Source organism: Oceanimonas aquatica (assembly GCF_030732065.1).
Lineage (GTDB): Bacteria > Pseudomonadota > Gammaproteobacteria > Enterobacterales > Aeromonadaceae > Oceanimonas.
Map to the genome: position 1 here is coordinate 1 of NZ_JAVBHX010000001.1, position 17528 is coordinate 17528.

General features: G+C 58.4%; 16 protein-coding genes. 9 read left to right on the forward strand and 7 right to left on the reverse strand.

Translation table 11 applies throughout. The features are described from left to right. Positions 1-172: 172 nt before the first annotated feature. The 6 genes from Q9290_RS00005 to cysK form a co-directional block, all read right to left on the reverse strand. Positions 173-1522, reverse strand: a complete 1350-nt coding sequence (locus Q9290_RS00005; RefSeq protein ID WP_306077590.1) for a D-serine ammonia-lyase — start codon at positions 1520-1522, stop codon at positions 173-175. 303 nt (positions 1523-1825) lie between these two features. Next, complete coding sequence (locus Q9290_RS00010) at positions 1826-3166, reverse strand: alanine/glycine:cation symporter family protein (protein WP_306077591.1); 1341 nt, start codon at positions 3164-3166, stop codon at positions 1826-1828. A gap of 104 nt (positions 3167-3270) precedes the next feature. Further along, positions 3271-5265 carry a tRNA(Met) cytidine acetyltransferase TmcA gene (locus tag Q9290_RS00015; RefSeq protein ID WP_306077592.1) on the reverse strand — a complete coding sequence of 665 codons (1995 nt, stop codon included), beginning with the start codon at positions 5263-5265 and terminating at the stop codon, positions 3271-3273. Beyond that, entirely contained in the window at positions 5258-5536 is a 279-nt protein-coding gene (locus Q9290_RS00020) for an HlyU family transcriptional regulator (protein WP_306077593.1), read from the reverse strand. Before Q9290_RS00020 ends, Q9290_RS00015 begins: the two co-directional genes overlap by 8 nt. A 5-nt stretch (positions 5537-5541) precedes the next feature. Next, positions 5542-6051, reverse strand: coding sequence for a PTS glucose transporter subunit IIA (crr, locus tag Q9290_RS00025; RefSeq protein ID WP_306077594.1), 510 nt, complete (start codon positions 6049-6051; stop codon positions 5542-5544). 126 nt (positions 6052-6177) lie between these two features. Next, positions 6178-7146 (reverse strand): cysteine synthase A, encoded by a 969-nt coding sequence (gene cysK, locus Q9290_RS00030; RefSeq protein WP_306077595.1) that lies wholly within the window; start codon positions 7144-7146, stop codon positions 6178-6180. A gap of 297 nt (positions 7147-7443) precedes the next feature. On the opposite strand from cysK, the gene Q9290_RS00035 reads away from it, so the two are divergent. Together Q9290_RS00035 and Q9290_RS00040 are read left to right on the forward strand one after the other, a co-directional pair. Then, entirely contained in the window at positions 7444-8904 is a 1461-nt protein-coding gene (locus Q9290_RS00035; protein WP_306077596.1) for a L,D-transpeptidase family protein, read from the forward strand. Between the two features lie 158 nt (positions 8905-9062). Continuing rightward, positions 9063-9608, forward strand: a complete 546-nt coding sequence (locus Q9290_RS00040; RefSeq protein WP_306077597.1) for a peptidoglycan L,D-endopeptidase MepK — start codon at positions 9063-9065, stop codon at positions 9606-9608. On the opposite strand, the gene cysZ is transcribed toward Q9290_RS00040, so the two are convergent. Then, positions 9575-10336: a sulfate transporter CysZ gene (cysZ, locus tag Q9290_RS00045; protein WP_306077598.1), complete on the reverse strand. Its 762-nt coding sequence runs from the start codon at positions 10334-10336 to the stop codon at positions 9575-9577. The genes Q9290_RS00040 and cysZ overlap by 34 nt on opposite strands. A 265-nt stretch (positions 10337-10601) precedes the next feature. Here cysZ and zipA point away from each other — a divergent pair, with 265 nt between their 5' ends. The 7 genes from zipA (at position 10602) to fliS (ending at position 17514) form a co-directional block, all read left to right on the forward strand. Further along, positions 10602-11600: a cell division protein ZipA gene (gene zipA / locus Q9290_RS00050; RefSeq protein WP_306077599.1), complete on the forward strand. Its 999-nt coding sequence runs from the start codon at positions 10602-10604 to the stop codon at positions 11598-11600. Between the two features lie 63 nt (positions 11601-11663). Continuing rightward, entirely contained in the window at positions 11664-13703 is a 2040-nt protein-coding gene (ligA, locus tag Q9290_RS00055; protein WP_306077600.1) for an NAD-dependent DNA ligase LigA, read from the forward strand. A 411-nt stretch (positions 13704-14114) separates the two neighbouring features. After that, complete coding sequence (locus tag Q9290_RS00060; protein WP_306077601.1) at positions 14115-14933, forward strand: flagellin N-terminal helical domain-containing protein; 819 nt, start codon at positions 14115-14117, stop codon at positions 14931-14933. A gap of 114 nt (positions 14934-15047) precedes the next feature. Further along, complete coding sequence (locus Q9290_RS00065) at positions 15048-15425, forward strand: flagellar protein FlaG (protein WP_306077602.1); 378 nt, start codon at positions 15048-15050, stop codon at positions 15423-15425. Positions 15426-15436: 11 nt separating this feature from the next. Then, positions 15437-16822, forward strand: a complete 1386-nt coding sequence (gene fliD, locus Q9290_RS00070) for a flagellar filament capping protein FliD (RefSeq protein ID WP_306077603.1) — start codon at positions 15437-15439, stop codon at positions 16820-16822. Beyond that, positions 16819-17124: a hypothetical protein gene (locus tag Q9290_RS00075; protein WP_306077604.1), complete on the forward strand. Its 306-nt coding sequence runs from the start codon at positions 16819-16821 to the stop codon at positions 17122-17124. Before fliD ends, Q9290_RS00075 begins: the two co-directional genes overlap by 4 nt. 3 nt (positions 17125-17127) lie before the next feature. After that, entirely contained in the window at positions 17128-17514 is a 387-nt protein-coding gene (fliS, locus tag Q9290_RS00080) for a flagellar export chaperone FliS (RefSeq protein WP_306077605.1), read from the forward strand. The last annotated feature ends 14 nt before the right edge of the window (positions 17515-17528 follow it).

Below are 17528 nucleotides of genomic sequence, written 5' to 3' on the forward strand. Positions count from 1 at the left end.
TGTACTGCCGCCAGTTGCTGATGTTGTGCCGAGCTTTGCCCATCTGCCTGCTCCTGAGTCCGTTCGTTAGGAGATCGGATCACGGCTGAGACAGATAGTTCCCTGATTTAGGAAACAACGCCGGTTCGCTTCGCTCATCACAACCTACTTTACTGCCCCAATAAATTGGGGCCTACGACCCCGCCGCCAGGTATTTGGCCATTTCTTCCTCGGGCACCATGCCGCCGCCGGTGGCCCACACCAGGTGATGGGCCCGGGCCAGCCGGGCAGGGGTTAACCCCATGCGCTCCCGGTAGCCCTGGTCTTCGTTCTCCACCCGCCAGGGGCCGGGCATGCCGGCCAGGGCCGAGGGCTCGAGGTAAATGCCTTCCTGCCGGGCCAGCAGGCTGAGCAGGTTCAGCATGTCTTCGTCGGGCAGGGTGTAAAAGCCGTCCAGCAGCGGGGCCATTACCCGGCCCACAAAGCCTGACGGCCGGCCCACCGCCAGGCCGTCGGCGGCGGTGAGATTGTCGATGCCCAGATCCTGCACCGAAATGCTGTCGTGCAGGCCGGTATACACCCCCAGCAGCATGCAGGGGGAGTGGGTCGGTTCGGCAAACACGCAGTGCACCGCATCGCCGAACGCCAGCTTCAGGCCAAAGGCCACACCGCCGGGGCCGCCGCCCACGCCACAGGGCAGGTACACAAACAGCGGGTGCTCCTTGTCCACTTTTATGTCCTGCTTTTCGAGCTGGGCCTTGAGCCGCTGGCCGGCCACGGCATAGCCGAGAAGCAGCTGCACCGAGTTTTCGTCATCCACAAAGTGGCAGCAAGGATCGTTCTGGGCCTTGGCCCGGCCTTCGGCCACTGCCACCGAGTAATCGTTCTGGTATTCCACCACGTTCACGCCGTGGCTGCGCAGCCGGGCTTTTTTCCATTCCCGGGCGTCGGCTGACATGTGCACACTGACCTTGAACCCCAGTTTGGCGCTGATAATGCCAATGGACAGTCCCAGGTTCCCGGTGGAACCTACGGCCACGGAATACTGACCGAAGAAAGCGCGGAATTCGTCGCTGTCGAGTTTGGCGTAGTCGTCACTCGGGTGCAGCAGGCCGGCCTTGATCGCCAGTTTTTCGGCATTCTGCAGAACTTCGTAAATGCCGCCCCGGGCCTTGATGGAGCCGGATACCGGCAGCAGATCGTCCCGCTTCAGCATCAGGGTGCCGGCAAGGGGCTGCTCCAGGCGCGTATCCATTGCCCGTTGCATGGCGGCAAGGGGCTGAACCGGTGATTCCAGCAGGCCGTTAAGCGCCCTGGTGTTGGGAAACACGGCGCGAAAGTAGGAGGCGAACCGATTCAGCCGGGCGGCGGCATCGGCCACGTCGTCGGCGTTCAGGTTCACCCCCGTCAGCGCCTGCTCCAGCGGCTGGCGTTCGGGGTTGAACCAGCTCACCGGGGTCAGGGCCATCAGCGGGTTCAGCAACGGATAGGCGCGGCTGAGTTCGTCAATGGCGCTTTGGGAATAATGGGGGTGTGTATGCATGGGAAAAGGTCCTGAATACAAGCTGTTGCCAGTATAACAGCGTTGGGCAACGAACAAAGGGCGTGGTTGGCATTCTTGTCAGCGCGGCAGAATGATTCTGGATCAGGAGCGAAAGAGCAGCGTCGTCTGCCCCTGGATCTCCGCCTTCGCGGAGATGACGAGTGGTTTTACTTCTGCGAAGAACCGCCATTCCCAAAAAAGCGGGGCGGGGTCATGCATTTCTGCAGACGCTGTGTTGTCGTCAATATCTTGCAACAAAAAGGGCACCGTTGCCGGTGCCCTTGGTACTGGTTACTCGATTAATCAGCTTGCTTTCTGCTTGGCGAAGTATTCCCTGGTCAGGCGGAATACCACCGGGCTCAGCAAGGCCAGAGCGATGAGGTTGGGAATGGCCATCATGGCGTTCATGGTGTCTGCCATCAGCCAGATAAACTCCAGCGACTGAGTGGCCCCCAGCGGCAGGGCCAGTACCCAGGCAACACGGAAGGGCACAATGGCCTTGACGCCAAACAGGAATTGCACACACTTCTCGCCGTAGAAACTCCAGCCCAGGATGGTGGTAAAGGCGAAGATGGCCAGCGCTACCGATACAATGTATTCCCCGCCGGGAATGGCCAGCGAGAAGGCCAGGGTGGTAAGCGACGCACCGGCCTCGCCGCTGGTCCAGCTGCCGGTCACGATAATAGCCAGACCGGTCACCGAACACACGATAATGGTGTCGATAAAGGTACCCAGCATGGCGATCAGACCCTGGCGCACCGGGTTGTCGGTCTTGGCGGCGGCGTGAGCAATGGGCGCACTGCCCAGGCCCGCTTCGTTGGAGAACACACCCCGGGCCACACCAAAGCGAATGGCGGCCCACACGGCGGCGCCGGCAAAACCACCCTGGGCGGCGATGGGCGTAAAGGCGTGCTCGATGATCAGCGCAAAGGCGGCGGGAATCTCGCCAATGTTCATGATCAGCACCACGATACCGGCGGTGAAGTAGGCCACTGTCATCAGCGGCACCAGCTTGCCCGCCACTTCCGAGATCCATCGAATGCCGCCAATCAGCACCAGGCCTACCAGCACCATCAGCACAATGCCGGTCATGGTGTGGGAAATGCCAAAGGACGCATCAAGGGCATCAGCCACCGAGTTGGCCTGCACCGTATTACCAATGCCAAAGCCGGCAATGCCGCCAAAGATGGCAAAGGCCACACCCAGCCAGGCCCACTTTGAACCCAGACCGTTGCGAATGTAATACATGGGGCCACCCACGTGGTTGCCCAGCTTGTCGGTCTCCCGGTATTTCACCGCACACACCGCCTCGGCGTATTTGGTGGCCATGCCCACCAGAGCGGTCATCCACATCCAGAACAGCGCACCCGGGCCACCAAAGAAGATGGCAGTGGCCACACCGGCAATATTACCGGTACCAATGGTGGCCGACAGGGCGGTCATCAGCGCGTTAAAGGGGGAAATTTCACCGACTCCGGCTTCGGTCTTGCTGAACAACAGTTTAAAACCGGTGCCCAGTTTGCGAATGGGCATCAGCCCCAGACCCAGCTGCAGGTACAGGCCCAGGCCGAGAATGCCCACCAGCATAGGCACGCCCCAGACAACGCCGTTAATTGAAGTTAATAGTGAGGTAAGTAGTTCCATCTATGCTGCTCCTTAAGGAAAAAAAGCATCCGGGTGAAAGCCGTCAGTTGAAGACTAGCCCCATTCAGGTCAATAGCATAATGACTTCATGTTTCAACTGGAACTTAAAAGTAACACTGCATGATTCGGCGCAGCGCCGCGATCACACTTTTCTGCCCGGCATAGCCCAGCTCTCTGGCCAGCCGGGTGGGATCGGCACCGGGCTCAAGGGCGGTGTGCAGCAGTGTGTGTTGTGCCTGAGTAAGGGATTGGCGCGGGGAATGGTGTGCAACAAAACGGCGCAGGGCCGGGCGATCCGCATGCAGATCTCTGTGATAAAAGGCAAAGTCATGAGCGCGCCAGCGATCCTGCTCTTCATCGGGCCGGGGCGGCACCAGGGGTATGTTTGCCGGCGCCCGGCGGCCCTCATCGTATATGTCGGCACTGAACCGCCCTTGCCACTTTGGCAATGCCGTGTGAGCCTTTGCCGTGACCGGCCACAACATCATGGCCGCCTGCAGCCCGCTGACCCCATCGGCGGCCAGCCCCAGGCGCACCAGCTTAAAACCATTGCCATGCCAGAAGGCCAGCAGCTCGGCGCTGGCACCAAAGCTGGTACCGAGAAAGTCGGTGTCGGTCTGCTGTTTGAGCCAGCTCAGCAACTGCGAGCCAACCCCCGCCTGCTGACAGGCCGGGTGCACCACAATGCGCATAATGCGGGCATAGCCGAACCGGCAGGCCTCGGCTAGGCCGCCATGAAAGGCCAGCGACTGGGGCAGCAAATGCCCGCGAGGGCGGCGCTGGCCCCGCCAGATAGGCTCGCTCAGTGCCGCGTCCAGCTCACCTTCCTGTTGCAGCAGGGCCGCAGCCACCGGCATCTTCTGCCGGAACACCACCGCCAGTGACACTCCTGGCGCATCCAGCAACTGGCGCAGATCGCTGGGCCGGGTCTGGTAATGGGCCAGGGTCAGCAGACCAAACACTTGTTGCAGCAGTTGATCGTCGGCCAGCAGGCGCGGGCGGGAGACCCATTCAGTATGCAGCTCACCGGCGGCGGGCGGGGCGGGCGCATCCGCGTTCAGGGCCAGCAGCCGAAACAGCAGGGGTTCAAGCGGATCGGTGTCGCTCCAGCGCGCCGGGGCCTGAATATGCACCTTGCGAAAGCCGGGATAATGCGCTGCCAGCGCCGGCTGAAACTTGAGGGCAAAGCCCAGGCCGGTGCCTTCGTAGCCGTGCTCGGTGCTGGCAAACAGGCAAGAATAACGGCGCGCCAGGGTCAGCAACATGGAAACGGGAATGGCGGCGGCCTCGTCCACCAGTACCACATCGGCCTCGGGGTGCTCAGCCAGCAGGGCGTCGGGGGCCATAAAGTCGAGGGGAAGATCACAGTGTGACAGAACTTGAGCGGCCGCCCCCGGGCTGGGGGCGGTGAGCAGCACCTGTTTGCCGGCACGCAGCAGCCGGCTGGCCGCCAGCCCCAGCAGGCTGGACTTGCCCCGTCCGCGATCCGCGGTGAGCACCAATGGACGCTGGTGGCGGGCACTGTGCAGCAACAGCGCCAGGGCATGGCGCTGTTGTGAGTTCAGGCAGCCGTGGCGGTCCCGGTGCAAGCGCCAGGCCGGGCCGGTGATTGCCGGCTGTGGCGGAAAAGCCTGGCCCTGCTGCCACAGCAGGACGCTTGTATCGCTTTGCAGCAGGGAGACGATCCGCGTAATAAAACGACTGGTCAGCCCTTCTGCCTGCTCGGGCAGGGCCACGTAGCGGCGCAGATCCGGATCCGTAAACTGGGGCCAGTCGCTCAGTGGGGGGCACAGCAACAGCAGCATGCCGCCGGCAGCCAGGGCCCCCACGGCGGCGCCAAGGGCATCGGGGTGCAGGCCGCTGCGGGCATTGAAGACCAGGTTTCGGTATTCTCTGCCCAGGGCGGTGTGGTACTTGCCCATGGGGCAATGAGGTTGCCCGGCAGAAGCATCGCCCAGCCAGAGGGTGTTTGAAGCGGATTCATCGGCGAGTAACCTCTGGGCCTGGTTGAGCGTCCAGTCGGCCTCACCGCTTAGCACCAGCAGCCGGCGTTCGCCAAGGTAGAACAGTTGCCGGCGAAAGCCGGGCCAGTCAGTCAAACAGGCGCTCACCATTTTCGTCGATCAGCCGCCTGGCCTTGCTCACCATCAGTTCGGCAGCCTGCTCGGCACCGGGCAGCAGGTCGGCCCGGATCAGCCGGTATTCCCGCTGCTCGCCATCCTTCTGCAACACAATGCGCCCCTGCAACCGGTACTGGCCGCCTTCGGCCCCCGGCTCGGGAATAATGGTAAAGCCCTGGTATTCCACCGGCTCAAACCGGGGTTGTTCCGGGACGGGTGCGGAGACGAGTTTTTTCAGCCAGCCGAACATGGTAATTACTTTTTAACCCGCAGGATCACGTCGTCGGCGGCGGTAACGGCGCCACTTTGCCGGGTCAGCTCCTTGACCTCGTCCATATTGGAAATCACGATGGGGGTCAGGGTGGACTTGGCCTTTTGTTCCAGCAGCGCCAGATCGAATTCCAGCACGGTATCGCCCTTTTTCACCTGCTGACCTTCCTGCGCCACCCGGGTAAAGCCTTCGCCCTTAAGCTCAACGGTGTCGATGCCGAAATGCACAAACAGCTCCAGGCCGGAATCGGATTCAATGGAAAAGGCGTGGTTGGTTTCAAAAATTTTGCCGATGGTGCCGTCGCAGGGCGCCACCATTTTATTGCCACTGGGCTTGATGGCGATGCCGTCACCCACGATCTTCTCGGCAAATACCACGTCCGGCACTTCCTCAAGAGGAACGATTTCACCGGAAAGGGGCGCAAACACCTCAATGGCGTTGGCTTCGCTGGTATCGTCTGACACCATTTTTTTCAGTTTATCGAACAGACCCATCGTCTCAGCTCCTGAAGGATTCAGTTGATGATGATAGCACGCCCTTAAAGCAGGTAAACAGCCGTTGAAAGGGGGAATGATCACCATCAAAAAAGGCGCCTTGCGGCGCCTTTTGATGACTGCGAATTATTGTTGCAGTTCCTGCTCGGTAAAGAGGCCCTGGAACAGGGCGGTGCTCAGGTAACGCTCACCGGAGCTGGGCAGGATCACGACGATATTCTTGTCGGCAAACTCGGGCAGTTGGGCGATGCGGTTGGCGGCCACCACGGCGGCGCCGGAGCTGATGCCGGCCAGAATGCCTTCGTCCTTCATCAGGCGGCGGGCCATATCGATGGCGTCTTCGCTGCTGATTTGCTCAACCCGGTCGATCAGCGACAGCTCCAGGTTGCCGGGAATAAAGCCGGCGCCAATGCCCTGAATCTTGTGCGGGCCGGGCTTGATTTCATCGCCGGCCAGGGCCTGGGTGATGACCGGGGATTCCACCGGCTCAACGGCCACTGTGGTGATGGCCTTGCCCTGGGTATGCTTGATGTAGCGGGATACACCGGTCAGGGTGCCGCCTGTGCCCACACCAGCCACGAACACGTCCACTGCACCGTCGGTGTCTTCCCAGATCTCGGGGCCGGTGGTCTTTTCGTGAATTTCCGGGTTGGCGGGGTTGTTGAACTGCTGCAGCAGTACGTATTTTTCCGGCTCGGATTCTTTCAGCTCCATTGCCTTTTCAATGGCGCCTTTCATGCCCTTGGCGCCGTCGGTCAGCACCAGGTTGGCCCCCAGGGCCTTGAGCAGCTGGCGGCGCTCCAGGCTCATGGTGTTGGGCATGGTCAGGGTAATGGCGTAACCACGGGACGCCGCCACAAAGGCCAGGGCAATACCGGTGTTGCCGCTGGTAGGCTCAATGAGCTCCTTGCCGGCCACCAGCTCGCCACGTTTTTCCGCGTCCCAGATCATGTTGGCGCCAATACGGCACTTCACGCTGAAGCTGGGGTTGCGGCTTTCCACCTTGGCAAACACCCGGCCCTGAGAAACCCGGTTCAGCTTGACCAGCGGAGTGTGGCCAATGGTGAGTGAGTTGTCTTCAAAAATCTTGCTCATTGTGGCTGTCCCTGAAGTAAATAAACATGAATAGAAAGAATACAGTGTCAGCTTAATCCTTCCGTCGAGAATGAGAAGTGACGATTTGTTATAACAATATGTTATTAAATGATAAAATAATATTCCTTACAGCTCTCTGTAATATCACCGAATGAAACCCTGTGACCCTGCTCACTTTTTTGTTTTTCAAGCTGAGCGGTGTTTTTGCAGGAGCCCTTGTCTTACAGTCATAAAAAAGTGGCAGGCTTGCTGGTTTGCCCCGGTCATGGTGAATAACGGACTTTCGGAACCCTGCTGATGAAAAGAACCCTAGTCTTGAGCTGGCTGTGCGGCCTGTGCCTGCTGAGCTTCGCCTCCCTTGCATCTACCTGGCAGCAGGCGCCTCAGGCCCGCCTGCAACTGCATCAGCTGGGGCTGGAGCTGGCCCTGGCGGATGTGCATCCGGAGCTGACGGCGCGCTGGCAGCAGGCGGTGTCGGCGAATACCTCCTCGGAAGCGGCAGACGACCGGCTATGGCTGGGGCTGGCGGCCTTCTGGCGGCAATGGGCCACCCTGGATTTTGAACAGCGCCAGTACCTGAGCACCGGCAAGCTGGCACTGGAGCCCAGCGAAGAAGAGCTGGCCCGGCTGAGTGCGGCCGCCGCCGGCAATAACCGGCTGGCGCTGGTGCGCGAGCTGGTACCCGGCTACGGCGATTACGATGCCCTCAAGGCGCAGCTGGCCCGGCTGCTGGCGCTGGCCGACGAGCCCTGGCCCGCCATTGCCGGTGCCACCTTGAGGCCGGGAGATAGCGGCGAGGCGGTGGTTAACTTGCGCCGCCGGCTGCAACGGCTGGGGGACTTGCCCACCGAACCCGATGCCCTTAATGATCCCGCCTTGTTTGACCAGACCCTGGCGGCGGCGGTTGCGAGCTTTCAGTATCGTCATGGCCTGACGGTGGACGGCGTGGTGGGCCCCCACACCTATGGCTGGCTGGATCTGCCGCCCCGGCGCCGGGCCCAGCTGCTGATGCGCAGCATGTTGCGCACCCTGATTGGCGACAGTCTGCCGTCGTCCTACCTGCTGGTGAACATTCCGGAATACCGGCTGCGGTTGTATCAGGATCGGGTTCAGGTGCTGGAAAGCGAGGTGATCGTGGGCCGCGACAGCCGGCGCACCCCCATTATGCACAGCGCTATTACCAACGTGGTGGTGAATCCGCCCTGGAACGTGCCCAACTCCATCATGACCAAGGACATAGTGCCCAAGCTGTATCGGGATCCGGATTACATCGCCCGTCAGGGCTTTGAAGTCATCGACCGGGCCGGCCGCATTGTGCCCACCGAAGAGTGGCAATACGTACTTTACATGGAAAACCGCTTTCCGTTTCGTCTGCGCCAAAAGCCCGGCAGCCGCAACGCCCTGGGGGCCTGGAAGTTTCATCTGCCCAACAACGAGGCCATTTACCTGCATGACACGCCGTCCCGCAACCTGTTTGCCCGCGACAGCCGGGCGCTCAGCTCCGGCTGTGTGCGGGTGGCCAACGCCGAGCAGCTGGCGCTGTGGTTGCTGAATGCCAACTGGAGCCCCGAGCGTCTGGCCGAGCTGAAGTCGACCAAACGTACCCGCTGGCTTCCGGTGAGCGAGCCGCTGCCGGTATTTATGGTGTACTGGCGCGGCTGGCTGGGTGCCGATGGCCTGCCCCGGTTTCGGGACGATATCTACGAGTTCGACAAGGGCCTGGCGGATCCCTTTGTGCCGTTACACCGGCAGAGCTGAATGACATTGGTTAACTTCCAAATGGCTCCTTATAACCAATGGTTGTTGAAGCACGGGCTTATTCCGGGTTAGCTTACGCTCACTTTTATCCATTCCAAGGCCGGATCACGCCATCGTGACCCGGCTTTTCGTTGGCTTGTTATTTTAGTGGGGGTTGTATGCTGAAACGCCATCTGGGTCGTCGTCGTTTTTTGCTGGGGCTGGGAGGGCTGGGCGCCGCCGCCCTGGTGCCAACACCGGCCGAGGCCAGTTTGTCGGCGCCGGTGCGCAAGCTCAGCCTGCATAATCTGCATACCGGAGAAAAGGTCAGCGCCCGCTTCTGGGAAGAAGGCCAGTACATCGATGACGGTCTGGCGTCCTTTAACGAGGTGATGCGCGATTTTCGCAGCAACGAGGTGCACCGCATCGATCCCAAGCTGTTCGATCAGCTGTTCCTGCTGCAGCACCGCCTGGGCAAGCAGGGAGAAATTCAGATCATCTCCGGCTACCGCTCACCCAAGACCAACGCCATGCTGCGCCGCACCAGCTCGGGCGTGGCCAAAAAAAGCTACCACATGAAGGGGCAGGCCATTGATCTGCGCATGCCCGGCGTGGAGCTGGCTCATCTGCGCAATGCCGCCCGCAAAATGGCGGTGGGTGGGGTAGGTTACTACCCCAGCTCCAACTTTGTTCACCTGGATACCGGCCCGGTACGCAGCTGGTAAAAGTGGTCTACCCACAGGGCGGTGGCCCCGCACACTGCCACCGGCATCACCAGCAGATTGATAAAGGGCAGGCTTGAGCACAGGGTCACGGTGGCGCCAAAGCCCCAGGTAAGCCGGCGTTTGCTGCTCAGCTCCCGCTGCATAAGGGTAAAGTCGATCTTGTGATTGTCGAAGGGATAATCACAATACTGAATGGCCATCATCCAGGCGCTGAAGGCAAACCACACCAGGGGCGCCAGGGTCTGACCCACCACCGGCACCAGAAACAGCAACAAACAGCCCAGCGCCCGGGGCAGGTAATAGGCCATTTTGCGCCATTCTCTGGCCAGCATGCGCGGCGTGTCTTTTATCAGGTCCAGCCAGCCGCTGTCGGGCACCGGGGTGCCGGTCAGCTTCAGCTCCACCCGCTCTGCCAGCAGGCCGTTAAAGGGCGCCGCCAGCATATTGGCAAAGCCGGTAAACACAAACGAAAACCCCACCGCTATGGTGATCAGTGCCAGCGGCCACAGCAGATAGCCCAGCCAGTGCAGGTAGTCGGGGGTCTGTTCGGCCAGCCAGGCAAACAGCACTTCCAGTTGGGTAAACAGGTAATAAAAGGCGCCGCCAAACAGCAGCAGGTTAATAAGCAGGGGCACCAGTACAAAGGGGCGCAGATCCCGCTCGCTGATAAGCGACAATCCCTTCATCAGATATTGCGGCCCGCTGGCGCTGTGGTAACTGGCAGACATAACGACTCTCTTTTTGAATGAAGGGCACATTCTAAATAAGCCCTTGCCCGACCGCCACCGTCGCGCGAAACCCCTTGTCGCAGTGCCGTTTCCCGCAAAAGGCGGGCTCAGGCGGCAAAAGCGCATGATTTTGTGTTACCAGTGCTTGCCAGACTCTTGTCAAACCCGAATGGTAAACATACCCTTGTCGCAGTATTCGGGATAACCCCTATGGATTGCGCCGGTGCCAGCGGCTCGGCAGGCAAACAAAAACAGAGAAACGATAATGCAGGACTTGCGAATTATCTTGATTATTCTGGGCGCCATGGCCATTGCCGCCCTGCTGATCCATGGACTGTGGACCAGCAAGAAGGATCGCCAACCCGCCATGCGCAACAAGCCCATGGGCAAGGTGGCCTCGGAGCCGGCCACCAGTGACGACTTTGATCAGGACGGCATTGGCCAGGTGCGGGTAGTGAGCGGCCCTCGAGCCGGTGAGCCCGTGGCCGGTGAACCTGTCCGGCGCGAAGAGCCCCACTTTTCCGCTCTGGACGAAGACGACGAGACGCAAGCTGCTGGCCCCGAGCTGAAGCCACAGCCCGCCAAGCCGGCGCCGGCCGCCGAAGTGAAGGCAAACGAGCAGGATGACGAGTTCGATCCCCTGTTTGACGAGCCGGTGCGCCCGGCAGCCCGCGCCACTGTGGCTGAACCCGAACCTGCAGCCGAGCCAGCTCAGCCCGAGCCAAAAGGTCAGCCCGAGCCGGCCAGTGAGCCCGAGATCAAGGCTGAAGCGCCTGCGGTCGCCGAGCCGGCTCCGCAGCCCGAGCCTGAACCGCAGGCCCCCCTGCGTGAGGTACCCCGCACCTGGCAGGATGTGTACGTAGTTAACCTGATGGCCCGCCCCAACCAGCAGATTGACGGCGCCGCTCTGATGCGCGCGCTCACCAACAACGGTTTTCACTTTGGCGACATGGACATTTTCCATCATCACCAGACACCGGCGGGTCAGGGCAGTGTGTTGTTCAGCCTGATCAATATGGTCAAGCCCGGCACCTTTAACCCCGAGGCCATGAGCGACTTCACCACCCCTGGTGTGTCCATCTTTATGCAGCTGCCGCGCCCCGGCATGGCCAAGAACCAGTTCAACCTTATGGTGCAGACCGCCGAGAACCTGGCCGAAGAGCTGGACGCCCTGCTGTTTGATGTGGAGCGCTCGCCGGTGAGCCCCGATTACCTGGCCCATTGTCGTGAGCAATTGCGCGACTACGACAGCCAGGCCCAGTAACCCATTACTTTGAAAGTTAAAGTGCGGCGCCAGCCGCACTTTTTGTTTAAGCGGAACCCATTAATGAACGACGTCCACGCCCGCCTGCTCGCCCTGCGCGATCAACTCAACACCTGGAACTATCAATACTACGTGGAAGACGCCCCCAGCGTGCCCGACGCGGAATATGACCGCTGTATGCGCGAACTGCAGGCCCTTGAAGCCGAGCATCCCGAGTGGCAGGATGCCAGCTCGCCCAGCCAGCGGGTGGGCGGGGCGCCGGTGTCGGCCTTTCCCGAGGTGCAGCACGCCATGCCCATGCTGTCTTTGGATAACGTATTCAGCGAAGACGAGCTGGCCGCCTTTGAAAAGCGTATTCTCGACCGCCTCGGCCGCGCCGAGCCGCTGGAGTTTTGCTGCGAGCCCAAGCTCGACGGCCTGGCGGTAAGCCTGGTGTACGAGCAGGGCCGGCTGGTGCAGGCCGCTACCCGGGGCGACGGCGCTACCGGCGAGGGCATAACCGAAAACGTGCGCACCATTCGTGCCGTGCCCCTTACTCTGCGCGGCGAAGGCTGGCCCGAGCGGCTGGAAGTACGCGGTGAAGTTTATATGCCCAGGGCCGGCTTTGAGCAGATGAATGAGCGTGCCCGTCTTGAGGGCGGCAAGGTATTTGCCAACCCGCGTAACGCCGCCGCCGGCAGTTTGCGCCAGCTCGACTCAAAAATTACCGCCAGCCGGCCCCTGGCCTTTTACTGCTACGGCGTCGGCCTGGTAGAAGGCGAGCCCCTGGGCGAGCGCCACTTTGATGTTCTGCAAACCCTCAAGGGCTGGGGCTTTCCGGTCAGCCCGGAAGTTAAGCGAGTCAGCGGACGTGAAGGTTGCCAGGCCTATCACGACGACATTCTGGCACGCCGGGATCAGCTGCCCTACGAGATAGACGGCGTGGTCTACAAGGTGGACGAGCTGGCGCTACAGGCGGAGCTGGGCTTTGTGGCCCGGGCGCCGCGCTGGGCCACCGCCCACAAGTTTCCGGCTCAGGAGGAGCTGACCGAGCTGCAAAATGTTGAGTTCCAGGTGGGCCGCACCGGTGCCATTACCCCGGTGGCCAAGCTTAAACCGGTGGCGGTAGCCGGCGTGACCGTATCCAATGCCACGTTGCACAACGCCGATGAAATCGCCCGCCTGGGCGTGATGATTGGCGATAGCGTGATCGTGCGCCGTGCCGGCGACGTTATTCCTCAGGTGGTGGGCGTAGTGTTGGAACGCCGGCCCGAGAATGCCCAGGCTGTGGTTTTTCCCGAGCGTTGCCCGGTGTGTGACTCCGACATTGAGCGCATTGAAGGCGAAGCCGTGGCCCGCTGCACCGGGGGGCTTATCTGCGCCGCTCAGCGCAAGGAGGCCCTGCGCCACTTCGCCTCGCGCAAAGCGCTCGACATAGAAGGCCTGGGTACCAAGCTGGTGGAGCAACTGGTGGATCATGACCTGGTCAAGACCCCGGCGGATCTGTTCCATCTCGATCAGGCCACCCTGATGGGCCTGGAGCGCATGGGTGAGAAGTCGGCAGTCAAGCTGCTGGCCGCCTTTGACAAGGCTCACCACACCACGCTGCCACGCTTTCTCTATGCGCTTGGTATTCGCGAGGTCGGTGAAGCCACCGCCAACAACCTGGCCCGGCATTTTCTGGAACTGGACGCGGTGATGAATGCCGAGGTGAAAAAGCTGATTGAAGTGCCGGATGTGGGCGAAATCGTGGCCAAGCACATCTATTACTTCTTTCGTCAGCCCCATAACCGGGAAGTGGTGGATGCACTGGTCACCCCCCGCGAGCAGGGCGGCTGCGGCCTCACCTGGCCAGCGATGGAAGCGCCCAAGACCGACGCCCAGCCCCTGGCGGGCCAGACTTTTGTGCTCACCGGCACGCTAAACCGCATGCCACGCAACGATGCCAAGGCCGCGCTGCAGGCCCTGGGGGCCAAGGTGGCCGGCTCGGTCTCCGCCAAAACCAGCGTGCTGGTCGCCGGCGAAGCCGCCGGGTCCAAGCTCACCAAGGCCCAGGAGTTGGGGGTTGCCATTATGGATGAAGAAGAGCTGATTGCGCTGCTGGCAGAGCACAACCTCGCTTAAATTACCTTCTCCCGCTAAGGAACGTCATTCATCGCGAAGGCGGGGAGCATGTGACAATGTCGGCTCACATTTCACAAGGTTTTTGTCACCCCCGCGGAGGCGGGGGACCATGCGGGCGAAGCGGCAATCTTCATCCGTCAGCAATACCCGGCTCGCGTCATTCCGGCCCCCGAGCCGGAATCTTTTTGCTGGCCGCTGTGAACCTGCGTAGCACCAACTCTGGCTCTTATCAAAAACACCCTAAAGCTTGGCCAAACGAAGCCGATAGCCCTGATGAAAGGCAGGGTGGCCATGGTGCATAGCTGCAAAACACAGCGAAAAAAACGCTAAAGAAGCCGAGAACCTCGCCGATAACCTGAATAACAACGCAATACCGGCACGGGCCGGAACAAACCTCACGGAGAGTTTATTATGGCGATTACAGTTAATACCAACGTTACTGCAATGGGTGCCCAGCGCAACCTGAACAAGTCTTCCAACGCCCTGGCCACCTCCATGGAGCGTCTGTCCACCGGCAGCCGCATTAACTCCGCCAAGGACGACGCCGCCGGCCTGCAAATCTCCAACCGTCTGAACTCTCAGGTGCGTGGTATGGGGGTTGCGATGAAAAACGCTCAGGATGGTATTTCTCTGGCACAAACCGCTGAAGGTGCGTTGGATGAATCCACTAATATTCTGCAGCGTATGCGTGATCTGTCGGTTCAGGCCGGTAACGACACTAACAGCACTGCAGACCGCACCGCGATTAAGGCCGAGATTGACGAGTTGTCTGATGAGCTGACCAAGATTACCGAGAGAACCAAGTTTGGTGGTGGCGCGCTGCTGGATGGTCAATTCACCAGTAAAGTATTTCAGATTGGCGCCAATTCTGGTGAGACCATCACCATAAGCATTGCAACCCTGAATGCTGCTGCTTTGAGCGTAAATGCCATTACTGTAGAAAGTAACGGAGCGGTATCAGTCGGGCTGGCAAAAATTGATGCAGCCATTGCATCAGTTGACACCGAGCGCTCGAAACTGGGTTCCTTCCAGAACCGGATGGACAGTACCATCAATAACCTAGCCAACATTCGTGAAAACACTGCAGCAGGTATGAGCCGTATCAAGGATGTGGACTTTGCCCAGGAAACCGTTAACCTGACCAAGCAGCAGATTCTGCAGCAGGCCGGTACTTCCATCCTGGCTCAGGCCAAGCAGATTCCGCAGGCTGCCCTGTCCCTGCTGGGCTAAGCCGAATGTCTACCGGGGGAGAGTCCCCCGGTTTATTCGCCGTTGAGCTTAGTGTCACAGATACCTGGTCATTAAGCTCAGCGGCGTCTTGGTTTTGGTGATGAGGACTCAACCATGAATACGCTTATCCCTTCTCAACGCATGCCTGCCTCAGTAACAGATGCTGTACAGAAACAGCCTCTCGTATCCACTCAGCCTGCCGGCAACGAGGCCACTCAAACTAACCAAGCCGTGCAAGCCGTGGATAAAACACAAAAAAGTGAGCTGAGCGGCAAGCAACTGGAAGAGATGGCAGAGCAGGTGGAGTCTTTTGTCAGTACTTTTAATCGCGGGCTCCAGTTCAGGGTGGATGAAGACTCGGGCCGGCATGTGGTCACAGTGCTCGATAGCGACACTGGCGATGTGGTACGCCAGATACCATCAGAAGAGTTGCTGGATGTGATTACTCGCCTAAATGAAGCCAGTAGAGGCTTGATTGATACCAAAGCATAGGAGATAGCACTGTGGCAGATTTGAAGTTACCCGGCGTAGGCTCCGGCTTTCCTATACAGGCTTTTGTTGATGCAACCGTAGCTGGCGAACGTGCAGCCAAGGATCAACAGTTGTCGCGCCGTGCCGATTCCATAGATGTGCAACTGTCAGCTTATGGCACCATTAAAAGTGCGATGGACGAGTTTAACACCGCACTTAAAAAGCTCACTGAGGATGAAGCCTTTCAGAAGCGTTCGGCGACACTGAATCATGAAGACTTTATTGCCGCCAAGGCAGATAGCACTGCCGTGGCGGGTAGCTACAGTATACAGGTGATACAGCTTGCTCAGGCACATAAGCTGGGGTCGGCTGCCGTAGAGCCAGATAAATCTCTTGGCTCTGGTAGTATGACGCTGGGAGTTGGCGGTGAGTCTTTTACCGTTAACATCGATATTAACAAGAGCTCTCTGGCCGATGTGGCTGCTGCCATCAATAACGCGGAAGACAACACGGGTGTCAGAGCAACAGTCATTACCGATGATGGTGGCTCGCGACTGGTTTATTTTGCCGATAAAACCGGCGAAGATCATCAGATCACCGTTGCAGCCAGCAGTAACGGGGATGGAGAGGCCGGGAACAGCCTGACTGCACTGGGGCAGACCACAGAAATAAATGCAGCTCAGAACGCTAAGGTAAGCATTGATGGTGCCACTGTTACCAGCCAGTCTAATCAGGTAAAAGATGCCATCGCCGGTGTTACCCTGGATTTGAAAGCCGTGAACAATGCCGCAGGTGAAAAACCTAATACGACTCTTACTATTGGTTATGACAAGGAAGCCGTAGAGACCAATATTAAAGATTTTGTTGCATCTTATAATAAGGTGATGAGCACGCTAAATAAATTGACCAGCTATGATGTGGTGAATGAAAAGGCCGGCGCTTTGAACGGAGACAGTACCGCTCGTAGCCTGCAGTCAAACATGAGAGCATTGTTGGGTGAATCGGTAGCAGGGGCAATTGGTGATCTGAACAGCTTGAATGACCTGGGTGTAAAAACTAAAAGAGATGGTTCAATAGAGCTTGATGATAGTGTGCTGAATAAACAGCTTACTGATAACTTTGATCAGTTGGGTGCCTTGTTTTCGTCTGATGATGGTGTTGGTAGTAAGCTCAGTAACTTAATAGATGGATATATTGGGAATGAGGGTGTTATTACTCAAAAAAATGATGCTCTTAATAAACAGATGACCCGAGTAGAGCAAGATGCCGATAAGTTTGAGTTGTACATGAGTGGTTTTGAGACTCGGGTTTACAAGCAATTTTCTGCGATGGATATGGCTGTAGCCCAAATGAACCAGCAACTTAACTCCGTAATGGCTGCATTTTCCAATATGCCGACCATGGGAATGAATCAGTGAGTGTATTAAAGGCGCTCACTGAACTGGATATTCATCTTTTGCAAAATTTGAAAGATGTGGACTCTATTGATGAAGTGGATCTCGAAAAGCAGATTGCTTTAAGAGGGGAGTTGTTGAAAAAAGTCATCAAAGAAGAACCTAGTATTGATCACGTCGAAGCTGAGCAGCTCATAGCGCGCTCTCGACAACTTAAGACGAATGTTGAGAATTTAAGGCAACAATTGGCTGATAAACTTAAAACGATTAATAAAGGCCGCCGTCTTATCCAAGAGTACCAATCTGTAAAAAATAATCAGGAGTAAACCATGCGCGGTTCTATGAAAGCGTATAAATCCGTAGCGATCGATAGCCAAAAATCGGTGGCAAGCCCCTATCAGATAGTCAAGTTGCTGCTAGCCGGTTCACTGGAACGTCTTGCCAAATCGCGTGTTGCCATTGAACAAAAAAACTATGAGCAACGTGGTGAGCTGATAAGTTCAACATTGCTCATATTGGCAGAGCTTCGCATGTCTCTGGATCATGAAGCAGGGGGTGAAATAGCCACTAACTTGGATAAACTATATGAGTTTATAATGGGTGAGTTGGTTGAGGCTAATAGTGAAAATAATATTGAACAGGTAGAGAATGCAAGCCGTCTTTTACGAGAAATAAAGGTTGCTTGGGATAATATTCCAACAGAGTTTCAGAGTTAATTAGTTTAAGGAAT

Coding starts and splice junctions, on each gene's coding strand:
- Q9290_RS00005 (WP_306077590.1), bottom strand. CDS start 1,522: ATGCATACACACCCCCATTATTCCCAAAGCGCCATTGACGAACTCAGC.
- Q9290_RS00010 (WP_306077591.1), bottom strand. CDS start 3,166: ATGGAACTACTTACCTCACTATTAACTTCAATTAACGGCGTTGTCTGG.
- Q9290_RS00020 (WP_306077593.1), bottom strand. CDS start 5,536: ATGTTCGGCTGGCTGAAAAAACTCGTCTCCGCACCCGTCCCGGAACAA.
- crr (WP_306077594.1), bottom strand. CDS start 6,051: ATGGGTCTGTTCGATAAACTGAAAAAAATGGTGTCAGACGATACCAGC.
- cysK (WP_306077595.1), bottom strand. CDS start 7,146: ATGAGCAAGATTTTTGAAGACAACTCACTCACCATTGGCCACACTCCG.
- Q9290_RS00035 (WP_306077596.1), top strand. CDS start 7,444: ATGAAAAGAACCCTAGTCTTGAGCTGGCTGTGCGGCCTGTGCCTGCTG.
- Q9290_RS00040 (WP_306077597.1), top strand. CDS start 9,063: ATGCTGAAACGCCATCTGGGTCGTCGTCGTTTTTTGCTGGGGCTGGGA.
- cysZ (WP_306077598.1), bottom strand. CDS start 10,336: ATGTCTGCCAGTTACCACAGCGCCAGCGGGCCGCAATATCTGATGAAG.
- zipA (WP_306077599.1), top strand. CDS start 10,602: ATGCAGGACTTGCGAATTATCTTGATTATTCTGGGCGCCATGGCCATT.
- ligA (WP_306077600.1), top strand. CDS start 11,664: ATGAACGACGTCCACGCCCGCCTGCTCGCCCTGCGCGATCAACTCAAC.
- Q9290_RS00060 (WP_306077601.1), top strand. CDS start 14,115: ATGGCGATTACAGTTAATACCAACGTTACTGCAATGGGTGCCCAGCGC.
- Q9290_RS00065 (WP_306077602.1), top strand. CDS start 15,048: ATGAATACGCTTATCCCTTCTCAACGCATGCCTGCCTCAGTAACAGAT.
- fliS (WP_306077605.1), top strand. CDS start 17,128: ATGCGCGGTTCTATGAAAGCGTATAAATCCGTAGCGATCGATAGCCAA.